Source organism: Aequorivita echinoideorum (assembly GCF_018476645.1).
In the GTDB taxonomy this organism is placed as follows: Bacteria; Bacteroidota; Bacteroidia; order Flavobacteriales; family Flavobacteriaceae; genus Aequorivita; species Aequorivita echinoideorum.
Map to the genome: position 1 here is coordinate 172533 of NZ_JAHCTB010000001.1, position 12147 is coordinate 184679.

General features: G+C 38.8%; 8 protein-coding genes. 1 reads left to right on the plus strand and 7 read right to left on the minus strand.

What is annotated here, in order from left to right:
- Positions 1–3: 3 nt before the first annotated feature.
- The 7 genes from KIV10_RS00825 to KIV10_RS00855 form a co-directional block, all read right to left on the minus strand.
- Positions 4–2196 carry a PepSY domain-containing protein gene (locus tag KIV10_RS00825; protein ID WP_214111590.1) on the minus strand — a complete coding sequence of 731 codons (2193 nt, stop codon included), beginning with the start codon at positions 2194–2196 and terminating at the stop codon, positions 4–6.
- Positions 2197–2711: 515 nt separating this feature from the next.
- A complete protein-coding gene (locus KIV10_RS00830) occupies positions 2712–3197 on the minus strand; it encodes a DUF2271 domain-containing protein (RefSeq protein WP_214111591.1) in 486 nt (161 codons plus the stop codon).
- Between the two features lies 1 nt (position 3198).
- Positions 3199–4689: an ankyrin repeat domain-containing protein gene (locus KIV10_RS00835; protein ID WP_214111592.1), complete on the minus strand. Its 1491-nt coding sequence runs from the start codon at positions 4687–4689 to the stop codon at positions 3199–3201.
- Positions 4690–4815: 126 nt separating this feature from the next.
- The gene (locus KIV10_RS00840) at positions 4816–5724 is read right to left on the minus strand and encodes a DUF6607 family protein (protein WP_214111593.1); all 909 of its coding nucleotides are present in this window, start codon (positions 5722–5724) and stop codon (positions 4816–4818) included.
- A gap of 6 nt (positions 5725–5730) precedes the next feature.
- Positions 5731–6969, minus strand: a complete 1239-nt coding sequence (locus KIV10_RS00845) for a T9SS type A sorting domain-containing protein (protein WP_214111594.1) — start codon at positions 6967–6969, stop codon at positions 5731–5733.
- Between the two features lie 34 nt (positions 6970–7003).
- Complete coding sequence (locus KIV10_RS00850; RefSeq protein ID WP_214111595.1) at positions 7004–8419, minus strand: HmuY family protein; 1416 nt, start codon at positions 8417–8419, stop codon at positions 7004–7006.
- Positions 8420–8422: 3 nt separating this feature from the next.
- Entirely contained in the window at positions 8423–10555 is a 2133-nt protein-coding gene (locus KIV10_RS00855) for a TonB-dependent receptor plug domain-containing protein (RefSeq protein ID WP_214111596.1), read from the minus strand.
- 165 nt (positions 10556–10720) lie between these two features.
- On the opposite strand from KIV10_RS00855, the gene KIV10_RS00860 reads away from it, so the two are divergent.
- Entirely contained in the window at positions 10721–12118 is a 1398-nt protein-coding gene (locus KIV10_RS00860) for an exonuclease domain-containing protein (protein WP_214111597.1), read from the plus strand.
- Positions 12119–12147: the final 29 nt, after the last annotated feature.

Consider the following 12147-nt stretch of genomic DNA (forward strand, 5'->3'; position numbering starts at 1 on the left):
ACATCAATAACAATCCATTTTTAATTGACCTTTTTGCATCAAAACATCAAGCGAGAGGCTCGGATTTTTCTTTAAAATTTCCTCTAAAACTTCCAGCACGCCGTGCTGCATTGATAGTGAACCGCAAATCATGATGCATCCATTATTTTTCACGGTATTCAAAATTTTATTTCCGCTTTGCGCTACCAAGTCCTGTACATATTTTTTTGATGCTTCCCGCGAAAAGCATTTTTGAACGTGCAGATTTTTATTTCTGAAATCCTCAAACATTAAATACGAATCGTAAATAGCCGAAGAATTTTGGGTGCGCCCGCCCCAAAGCAGTTGAATATGGGCATTTTTCCGCTCGTGGACCATTCCCAAAAAAGGTGCAATCCCAGTCCCATTTGCTATTAAAATTGCTGAATCTGTTTTTTTCGGAAAGTGAAAATCTGGATTGGTTTCTATGGCAGCTTTTAGCGAATCGCCAGCTTGCAGGCCAAAAAGAAAATTTGATCCCTTTCCAAATTCATGTTTTTTTATGCTCAATAAAATGGAATCATCCATTTTGGCAATTGAATATTGACGGGCAATTCCAGAAGCATCCGGAAAAACTGAAAGCAAATCGCCAGAGGTAAATTTCCTTTTTCGCTTCGGTTTTAATTGAATTAAAAATGTATCGTCAACATTTAATTCTGTTCTTTTTAAAACTTCAAAAGAAATCAATTTTGGCTTTTTCGTGGGTTTTGGAGTTTCAATTTTTAATGGAATTGCTAATTTTTCACTATATTTTTTAGCCCATTTCTGAAAATCCGTAAAATCTGCATTGTCAATTTTATAAAGTGGCAGCACGGATTCAAACCCAGTTTTGGATTGCAATAGCGATTGAATTTTTATCGCAAATTCACAATAATTGGGATATTCCAAAGAACCAAACCCCACAACCGAATAGTTGATTTTATTGGGCTGATTGATGGTTTTGAAAAGCGGTTCAAATTTACGGGCATTTGTTGGCGCTTCGCCTTCGCCATACGTCGCTGTTAAAAATAGGATGTGTTTTGCTTCGGCATAAACTGAATAATTGTTCGGTTCTGTCATAAAAACTTGTTTTCCTGAATGGGTCAACGCATTGTAAAGTCGGGTGGCAAAATCAAACGTTGTTCCCGTTTCTGAACCGACTAAAATTACAAACTCACATTCATCTTTATTTGGCATAACGGAATTTGCGACAACTTTTTTCCGTCTTTTCAGTGTCATCACAAAACCGGAATACATAAAGAAAATAATGGATGCACTGGCGATTAAAAGAATTATGGACCACAAAACGCTGCCTTCGCCAGTATGCAAAATCAAACTAAAGCGAGATGCAATAGCAACAAATGGATATTCCGCTCTGCTAACGATTGCGCCGGTTTGCTGGTTCAGTTTAATTTCGCGATCGTTTAAGGCAATGTGAAAATAATCCTCGGCATCTTCGGAAAATGGGAAATCCACCTTTTTTATTTCTGAAAGTTTTGTTTCGTTGAAAAAAGGGATTTCTGAAAGGTTTTCAAAAAATTGGGTTTCTTCCGAAGCTATATTTTCTTGAAATTCTGCCGAAGTATTTGGCAACAATTCAAATTTTTCCGCGGAAAGATATACGCCCGTAAGCGCAACAATGACAATAGGAATAAAGAATATTCGGCTCAAAATTACGTGATAACGCATTTCAAAATATTCTTTTTGCACCTTCGAGAAAATCTTTTTAATGCCGCCCTGCCGTTTCGCAAGCAGGAAAATTCCGGTAATGGCAATTAAAAAAAGTAATAAGGAAACGAGCCCAACAAAGAAGCGGCCAATACTTTTTAAAAACAATGAACGGTGCAGATTGGTGGCGAAACTATAGATTTCAGGTCGTTTGGCAACTTCACCCAACTTTTCGCCCGTTTTTGGGTTAATATAAATATCCTTTGTTTCAAAATCTTCGGTGAGTACTGAGGCTTTTACGAAGCCGGACAATTCCACTTCCAAAGAAAAAACCTCATCGTAATTTTTCTTCAACCCCGTAATTGACTCTGCCAACGAGACTTCATCTAGATTTTCAACCGCAAATCCTTTTGTTTGGTGCGCAATCGGCTCGACCGCCAAAATCACCGCAGTAACCGAGGCCACCAACAAAAAGAGGGAAGAAACGACGGCAAGTGCTAAATGACTGTACCTCCAGAGGGAAAGGGTCAAATTTTTAGGGATTAGGGATTAGGGATGTGTTATTAATTAGATGAACCTATTTTGTTTATTGACGTTTTAATCAGTCGCCAACCCATTCTGTAATCTTTGAAAAAAACAAAATAATTGCAATCAAATATATTATTGATGATGTGAAAATCGGCTTTATATGTAAGTTTTTTCTATTCTTAAATGAAATTATTAGAATTATCAGAATCCATAAAAAAAATGAAAAGAATGAAATTATCACACTCCAAGTAATTAATGGGGCATAGAATGAATATACTTCAAAGTTTTGAGGATCATTTATACTTGATATTGGGAGATGGCCAAATAAAAATCCGGCGTGAAAATAAAATGCCAATAAAAAAACTATGAATAAGAATGGAAAAATTGCCAAAATATAAAATAAGTAGCTCCAAGGTTTTGTTATATCCATCTAAAATAATTTTGAACACCAATAAAACTATTTTTTAGTTTAAATATTTTGAAACTATTATTTAAAAATCGCTAATCGCTAATTGCTATCATTGCGTAAGCATACGAACGTAACGAATAAATCCTTTGCCTTCCTGCTTGCTCTTTAAATTTTCTGAAGTGAGCGGAAATTGGAGGTCGTCTTTGTAATATTTTACGTCTTCCACGGAAGTTTCAAAGCGAAGGCTGTAGCCTTTATCAATTTTATCCACCGGAATTTGAAGTACACTTACCGTACGTTCGCCACCGCTGATTGTTTCACCAGAAATGGCATCGATATTTGGCCGACGCTTGCCGTAGAATTTCCACCATTCAGTGATTTCGCTGTACCACTCCGGGTCTTTTCCGAGTACTTGTAGCGTTTCTTCGTATTCGCCTTTTGGGTTTAGAAGTGAAACAATTATGTATGCACCTTCACCCGAATAATTGGTCATTTGGATCATACATTTTACCGCTTTTTTTTCGGCAGCTGTGAAACCTGCGATTACGAAGCCGACGATAAATAGTACTGGAATTGCTTTAAAAAATTTCTTCATTTTACTTTAAAAATTGTAATTCTACTTTTTGTTTTTGCAGCATTTCGTTTTCGCTTGCCAAATCGAATGCCGTTTCCTCAAAATCAGTTTTTGCATTTTTGTCGGCACCATTTGCTAGTAAATATTTCATCATTTCATCGTTTTCAGCCTTCATCGCTGCAAGATGCAAAGCTGTAAAACCTTCAGAATTTACGGCATTTACTGGAATTTCATACGCTGAAAGATTTTTCAAAAGTGCCAAATTATTTTCCTTCGCTGCAATATGATAAAGTGTATTTCCATCTGCCTGAATGGTATTCAATTTGATTCCTTTTTGCTGAAGCATTTTCAGTTTGCTTTGAAATTCTTCCGGTTTTTTTGAGTTGAAGGATGCTGCCAAATAATATGCCACGGTATTTCCGCTTGTGTCCTTTACCAAAGCATTGCTCCCTTTTTGCAATAAAAATTCAACTACTTCTGGGTTATTTCTTTGTACCGCCAACAAAAGCGCGGTCTGGCCTTTTTCATTTTTCGCATTGTAATCCTTTACGTTTTTTGAAAGCAGTTGCACCATTTCCAAATTATTTCGCGAAGCGGCGTTTAAAAACGGTGTGTTTCCATCTGCATCTTTTTGATTGACATCTGCTCCCGCTTCCAGAAAAAATTCAAAAATTGCTTTATCTGAATTTCCATACGCCAAACGGTGCAAGGGCGTGTAACCATCTTTTGTAACCACGTTTGGTTTTAATCCAAGGCTTTTTAGATATTCATAAACTTCGATTTTATTTTCAAAACCGCGTGTGCCTTGGGCTGCGAATAGAAAAGCATTCCCGCCGGTTTTGTTCAACGTTTTATAATCAACACCTCTTTTTACGAGTGATTTTAAGAAATCAATGTTTCCTCTTTTGGCGGCGTAATTAAAAATTCCGTTGCCATCATTATCTGTACTATTTAAAGAAATTCCTTTGCTGATGAAGTAATCTGTTTCATTTACATCTTTTAAATAAGGCGCTGCCAAAAGCAAGGTGTTTGCTCCATCCTCATTTTTTTCTTCAGAAAGGGTGACGCCATTGGCGATAAATAGATCATAAATTTTAGTGTCCGTAAGTCCGGAACCAGCGGCAAAAGTAAGCGGTGTTGCGCCGTGGCTATCCAAAGCTGTAATGGATGAACCCTTCTCTAAAAGTAATTGTACCATTTCGGGATTTGCGGCGTACGCTGCCCAGTGCAAATATATGCGGCTGTCGTGCGTGCGCTTGTCCACCGGATTTCCTTCGAGCGATACTAAATATGCGATGACCTCACTATTTGCATTTTCGAGAAGCGCATAAACAGTGCCGTCAAAACCGTTTTCGTTTAATGCCGTTGCATCATTTCCTTCAGAAATTTTTCTTTTTACAGTTTCCAAATCTGGATTTTCTTTCCAAAAAGTCCGATCGTGAAGCACGTTTTTCTGCTGCGCAACTACAGTAATGGAAATAAAAAATAAGAAAATAACTACTGACTGTTTCATAGAATTTTTAATTTATCCGCCTTTTTTGGTCTTCAAAATAATTTCAATTTTACCACGAATACACGAATTATCAATTAAGAGATTCGTGTATTTCGTGGTAAAGTTTTTAGGCTATTTCAACAAAATTTATTTCTTCACAAAAGAATCGATAACACCATCAATTGAGGCTTTATCGTTATATCCTTCCTCTTCAAATAAAAATTTATAAAGTTGCTTGTTCTCAACCTTTTCTTCTAAAGAAAGATCTTTTTTGCGGGCATACACTTGATCCCATTTATTGCGGACCAACGCCCATTTTTCAGCATTGTCCTTCCACCATTTTGCCGCAACGGCGCAACGGCTATCGTCTACTTTTACATAGTTATTGATTCCTTTTTCCTGTGCCAAAACAACATCTTCCTTTCCGGCTTCGCGAATTACCTTCTCATTGTCTTGGTCGTGAACCCAGCCAAAATCAGTAATTTCTACGCGGTTTCCGCGCACTGTTAAATTGTAATCGCTACGCGTGGTGTACTCACGTCTTGGCAACGGTGCATTGCTGGTATTTTCCCAATAATCCTTGCCGTCCACGTGCACCCACGAGCCGGAACCTTCGTAACGCGGGCTATCATCCACCTGATATACCTTTTGCGTCCACTGCCCTTTTACTTCATTGGCAGGTTTTTTAATGTATTTCCAGGTGTTATCTGCGTTATAGGAATACAAATCAGTATTTTCATAAAGCCAATCTTGGCGCCAGTGCTTCACGACCATTGGCTCTGCGGGATTGCCCACTTGCAGCAAATGCTGGATTACAATTTTGTTATCTTCATCAGTCACCAATTCTGCCCATTCCAAACCTTTTGAAATTTCATTGTGTGAAGGTTTGTACAATGAATCCTTGCTGTAGTTAAAGGTTTCAGCGAAGTTGAAGGTTACCTCAAAGCATCCGCACATTTCTTTTATGGATTTTTTATCCAATTCCTTTTTATTCTGCGCCTGCAGCGAAATAGCCGAAATGGCAAGGCAGCATAGTAAAACAATACTTTTTTTCATTTTAAATTATTTTAGAATTAGTTTTTTTGTGATAGATTGATTTCCAGAAGAAAACCGCACCAAATACATTCCGCTGGAAAGCGCTGAAAGGTCTAAGCTTTTATTATAAAATCCGTTGTTTGAATCTACTTTTGAAGTATGCACCAATTGTCCTTGGATATTATAAACCGAAATTGAATTATTCTGGGAAACAGAGTTTTTCAAATCATAAACAATGTTGACTATTTTAGAAGTTGAAGGATTGGGATAGATACCGAATGTTACTCCTTCTGAAATATTCTCTAGCCCCAAAAGACCTGAAACATCTTCATAATTAAAGCTGAAATTACCGGTTGAAGACCCTTCAAACGAATCAAAAACCACGCGATAAACGGTGTTTTCATCATACTTCACATAATAGGCCACATCACTGTTAACGCTGTAACCGCTTCCGTCAAAAGACTTCCAATCGCTACCGATAGTATTAATTTCTTCAGAATAAAAAAGTCCGTTTGGATTGCCCGCACCGCTCGGTTCATCATTTTGTGCCACCGTAACATTTGGGTTGTGCAACGTTCCGGTAACAATATAATTCTCGCCCGGAGGATCTAGATAGGTATTGTATTTTCTAAAAACGAAATCCCAGTTATTTTGGGCTGGCTCTGCAACAACTTCAGCATTATTTTGAAGCGAATAATAATTGTAACGGTTGTCTGGATTACTGGAATTAGCCACCATTGTTGTAGTCTCGCCTACCCAAGCCGTTCCATTCCAAGTTGCGTATTTAAACGTGTATCCGCCGAAGTAATCTTCATTGATGAATTTGCGATAGGTTCCATCTGCATATTTCAATACAAAAACAATTGTTCCCTCTACGTGGTGGCTTACCGGATTATATTCTCCCCAGCCATACGTAGCGGAACCTTGCATAAAGGCGCCATTTTCCCAATTGGTATCGTCATTGAATAAAGGTGTCCAAGAAGCTTCATCAGCCACATCGATGTTATCGAAATCTGAAGCGCTATCGGCAGCCTCAAAAACTTGGATTCCTATTCCATCATTTACTCGAATGCTTATGTCCATTGGGCTTATGCGTAAAAATGCGATATCCCAACTCGCAGCCGTGTAGGTGTTAGTTTCCTCAGTTGAAAGTTTGTAATAAACCTCATCGGTGTAGCCTGCGCCCATTGAAAGGTTTACATTGGTTTGAGCTGTAGCGAGTGCACCCGTTAGGGCTATGGCTGCAATCTGTAATAGTTTTTTCATTCTATGGAATTTAAAAGTTGTTTGGGTTTTATAATTATTGTAAAAGTTCGTATTTGAATTCGGGGAAACCACGCTCTCCATTTCCATTGAGAAGTGCGGTAAATTTTAGCTTGTAAACATTGCCATTCGCATCTTTGATGATGTAAAAAATGGAATCAATAAGCACTTTATCGGTATTCATTACTTCTCTCCAACTTGCGCCAATGGTACGCTGGTCCTGCTGAAAATTGGATTCAATAATGTTTGAAGCTGAAAATGATTCGTATGCATATTGGTTTGTGGTTACGCTATACGCAGTAACACCACCTTTGCGGTTGTGCAATACGCCATCAGAAAAACCATAGGAACCGGCATCTTCAATAATATTGGTAAAAACGGTAAAGTTAAGATCCCAAGAATCTGCTTCGGGCTCTACATTTACCACAGCATTCGAATTAAAACTGAAGAACGTAGCATTATAACCCGGTGATTTGCTAATAGTTATTTCTTGGTGGCTGGAATCGTTCAAACCTGCATATTGAAGTAGGTAACCATCACCACTACGAAGGATTCTAATTTTTTTCCAGCCCCGCGCGCTTCCCGCTATTGCCACGCTTCCGGGAACTGGACTTTCTGTTCCAACCTCATAACCCAAATTCAGCAGATACACTTTGTTCTGTGCATCGTCCAGATTGATTTCGCTTATTGCGGTTCGGTTTATATCGCCATCGGGATAATCAATATAGGCTTCATTGGCTGGGTCAAAAGTTCCCACAGCCACTTGCGGCATCAAATCTTCCACATCGGTTTGTGAGATGTTATCAATGTTGGTTTCCTGCAGTTCGGCGGCAGCCATGTAAATAGAACCATTTATCCCCACCTTAAATCCTTCTTTTGAAAAGAAAGCCAAATCCCAGGCATCACGTTGGATTTTGTGGGAAGTTTTTCCGCTCAGATCAACATATATTTGATTCTGCTGGTTAGGGCCGCCAACTTCCGGGGCTATGCTTCCACCCAAAAATGCTGCCTCCCCGTCTAAGTTAAGCTGGAATGAAGTATAACCACGAATGTCAGCATCGGGATAATCAATAGTTTCAATTTCAAATCTAACCATTGAAGTGATCTCATTTAGGTCAGGATTCAATTTGCTAAACACGAAACCATTGCCATTATCCCCCGCATTTATTTGAAGGGTTATTTTTCCATCAACAGCTGCAGGTTCGGTAGTAAAGTCAATGCCATATATAGCATTGTCTACTTCAATATCCACTGTGACTGCACCATCGCTGGTTGCAGTTTCAGAATAGATCATTTCAATATTTTTATTAAAATCAACCTCACCAAGGTTTGCAGAACGGTCCAAAAATGCTACAACAAAAGGATCTCCTTTTAAATTATTGTCATCTGAACTGCAAGAGGAAAATCCCATCAGAGTCAACAATATATAAATAAATTTTTTTGAAGATTTCATAATTTATAGGTTGAGATTATAAGCTAATTTTAAAAAGTAAGATCGACCGTAGCCCAACGGAATCTGCGTGGCCGGGCCATTATGCGTACCGCCATCCACAGCTGACGAATTAACTGAGGTAACATTAAAAACGTTTCTAGAACCAAGCGTCGCCACAAATTGGTTTTTGAAAAATGATTTGCTTATAGTTGCATCAAGCCAACTATAGCCTTCCGTTCTACCCACCTCAAAAACCTGTTGGCCAGCTTCATCTGTCTGCTCCACAAATTGCTGCTGCTCGCCTATATATTTAAAAAATGCGGAAAATGTGGTGTTCCATTTTGGGACTTTATAAGCGAGATTCGCATTAAGTTGAAGGTTGAAAAGAAAATCATCATTGGTTGTACGGGTTTCCAAGACTTTTGAAATTCCCTGCAATGATGCGCCCAACTGACCTTTAAAATTCCCAATAAATATTTCATTTTCAGTAAAGGCGCCTACCGCCCGGAAGCTATCAATATTACTGTATTGGAATTCAAGCGGATTCTGCTGTACCACAATCAATTCAATCCTATCGCTTAGGCCCAGATAATTGAAGCTCAATTTATTTTTTATTCGGATTTTTCCTTCAGATAGCGCACTATTTTTCTTTATATGAAAAAATGCGGACAGCCCTTTCTCCGGAAGCAAATCAGGGTTTCCCTGCACATTATGGTTCACATCCACAAAGTATGTAAACAATTCATCGTAATTGGGCGTTCGGTTTGCCGAACCCAATATTGCTCGCAGCTCCCACCCATTATTGAGTGCTTGTTTGGCGCTTAAGGAAGCGATGTATTGCGTTTCAAAGAGATTGCTGAACGAAACGCGAGCTCCGGGACGTAATGAAAATCTATCGGTTATGGTTATTTCAGAAGAAGCAAAAAAATCATAATTATCAAGGCTTTGCCTTACCGAATCATCGCCAGGGTTAATTATAACGGCTATTGCTGAACCAGTGCCACGCTCGTTTGTCAATTCGTAACCAGCTTGAAGCCCTACTCTTTCAGAAGCAAAAAAGTTGCTGAACGTTCCTCTCGAGAAAAATGCACTGCGCTGCTGAAACTCACCCTTTTCAATATTTTCCTTTAAATCATCCCGTATAATATAGGTATACCGCTCAATATCTTTTGTTTGCTCTTGATAGCTCAAAGAAATGTTGTAATCCACTTGATTGAAAATAGCCCCAGTTGCGTTGAAATGGTGGTAGTATCGATTGTTGGTAAAAATGCGGTCCTGCGCAAAGGGATTTGAGGTTCCCGTGGCATCGTTTAAACCAAGTGAGATATTCCTGCTGTAATCCTCAATCTGCTCATTTAGATATTCGAAACGGTAAAAAACTTTAAAATCATTTTTGGAATAAGAAACCAATGCCTTTGCATTCTGCTGTAATTTCGGAAGCCATTCGTGACCACGTAGGCTGTCATTTCGATCGTATTTCTCACCCATTTTTCCATTCCAGAATCCGCCAAAATCATTTCGGGTGAACACTGCGTTGGCATATATGTTTTCACTAAAATTATGGCCCAATTTTAGGGATTGAATGTGGCGCCCCTTGCTAAACCATTCATATTCATCGCCTACGGTTTCTTCCTGCACGTAGGCACCAATTTCCCAATCTGTTTTTGCAGATTTTTTTGTAATCACATTGATGATCCCAGAAACCGCATTTGCGCCGTACTGCACGCCCATTGCGCCTTCCACAATTTCAATCCGCTCAATATCATCCAGATTTATAAGCGTGAGATCTGTATTGTTTCCTACGCCTTCCTCATTTATAATGGGAATATTGTCAACCAAAACCTTAAAATACTGGCTATCCAGTCCAAAAAGGCTAACCCCGCTTTTACCTGTAGATGTATTTGGAGTAATGTTAAGATTAAGAGTGTTATTCAGAATATCCGCAAGATTATTTCCCGCTTGGCGCTCAATATCATTTCTGGAAATTACTTTCACCTCAAAAACCGATTTGCTTACCGACTGCGGATTGATTTGTCCTGTAACCACTACTTCTTCCAAACTTTCAGCTTTCAAAGAATCCTTAACCTGTTCATTTTGAGCGAAAAGCGCAACAAAACTAAATAGACTAATCAAAGTAAGAAGTGGGGATCTGTACATCTCTTTCTAAAATTGGGTACAAAACTATCATTTATTCTTATTTAGAACAAATTAAAATAAAGGAAAATTGAATGAAATTTTTTCTTGGATTTTTTCCATTTTATAGGAAATAATCCAAACCAATAAAGATATTTTTTTACATTTGTGTTTCTTACTCCCAAAAGAATGAATCAACTTTTTGCAATTATAGACGTGGAAACCACGGGCGGCGGTATTGCCGGCAACCGCATTACCGAAATCTGTATTACCCTTTTGCGCGGTGCTGAATTTATCGACAAATTCACAACGCTTGTGAATCCCGAGAAACCTATTCCCACACACATTACCGCTCTAACGGGAATAGACGATGTGATGGTTGAAAACGCACCGAAATTCTACGAGATTGCCGAAAAAATTGAGGAATTTACCAAAGACGCCATTTTCGTGGCGCACAATGTCTCTTTCGATTACAATGTTCTGAGGAATGAATTTAAACTCTTAGGCTATAGCTACAACCGAAAAAAATTGTGCACCGTCCGGCTTTCCCGGAAATTGATACCCGGTATGCTCTCATATAGTTTGGGGCGGCTCTGCTCTACCATAAACATACCGCATTTTAACAGACACCGTGCGGAGGGTGACGTAGATGCAACGGTTGTTCTCTTTCAAAGATTGCTTTCGCTGGATGAGGATTTTTCGGTATTCAATTCGTTTTTAAACCCAAGGTCAAAGCAGGCTACGCTTCCCCCTCATTTGGCAGCAGAACAGATTAACGAACTTCCCAACGAAGCTGGAATCTATCTTTTCAAAAATCAAAAACATCAGGTTATTTATGCAGGAAAGGCAATAAATATCAAAAAACGCGTGCTCTCCCATTTTTATGACAAAAAATCCAAGGAATACCATCTTGGGCAAGAAACCCATTTTATTGATTACGAGGTTACTGGAAATGAATTATTGGCGCTTCTGCTGGAATCGGAACACATCAGAAAACATTACCCCAAATTCAACAGGGCCCAGAAATGGCCCGTAAGTACATATCAAATAATTAGTTATGTGAACCAGCGCGGCATCATTCAATTGGCTTTGGGAAAAGCGCGCGTTTCGCAAGATTCCGTGAGCACTTTTTACAACAGAACCGAAGCCACGGAAAAACTTGAAAAAATTTGTGAGGACTTCAAACTTTGCCCCCGTTATTGCACGCTGCAAAGCAATGTTGAAGTATGCAGCCATTACCGAATTAAAAATTGCGACGGTATTTGCGAAGGCACGGAAACCGTAGAGGAATATAATGCGAAGGTTAAAGCTGCCATCAAATCATTTCAGGAAGAAAAGCCCTCATTTGCCATTCAAGGGAAAGGTCGCACGGAAAATGAAATTTCATTTGCATTGGTGCGGGATGGCCAATATAAAGGTTTTGGATATTTTGACCGCTCTGAAGCTATTTGCGATATTCAGGATTATGAACCATTTTTAAAGCTTCAAAATGCTACTTACCATACGCACGCCATTATTCGAAGTCATTTAAAAAAACACGGCAAAAAGAATGTACTTCACTTTAACACTCCCGTGGAATACAATTAGAAATCAATAAAATATTTCAGAAAAATTAT

What these genes read in the sequence shown, in the direction of transcription:
- KIV10_RS00830 (WP_214111591.1), bottom strand. Translation starts at nt 3,197, where the DNA reads ATGAAGAAATTTTTTAAAGCAATTCCAGTACTATTTATCGTCGGCTTC.
- KIV10_RS00835 (WP_214111592.1), bottom strand. Translation starts at nt 4,689, where the DNA reads ATGAAACAGTCAGTAGTTATTTTCTTATTTTTTATTTCCATTACTGTA.
- KIV10_RS00840 (WP_214111593.1), bottom strand. Translation starts at nt 5,724, where the DNA reads ATGAAAAAAAGTATTGTTTTACTATGCTGCCTTGCCATTTCGGCTATT.
- KIV10_RS00845 (WP_214111594.1), bottom strand. Translation starts at nt 6,969, where the DNA reads ATGAAAAAACTATTACAGATTGCAGCCATAGCCCTAACGGGTGCACTC.
- KIV10_RS00850 (WP_214111595.1), bottom strand. Translation starts at nt 8,419, where the DNA reads ATGAAATCTTCAAAAAAATTTATTTATATATTGTTGACTCTGATGGGA.
- KIV10_RS00855 (WP_214111596.1), bottom strand. Translation starts at nt 10,555, where the DNA reads ATGTACAGATCCCCACTTCTTACTTTGATTAGTCTATTTAGTTTTGTT.
- KIV10_RS00860 (WP_214111597.1), top strand. Translation starts at nt 10,721, where the DNA reads ATGAATCAACTTTTTGCAATTATAGACGTGGAAACCACGGGCGGCGGT.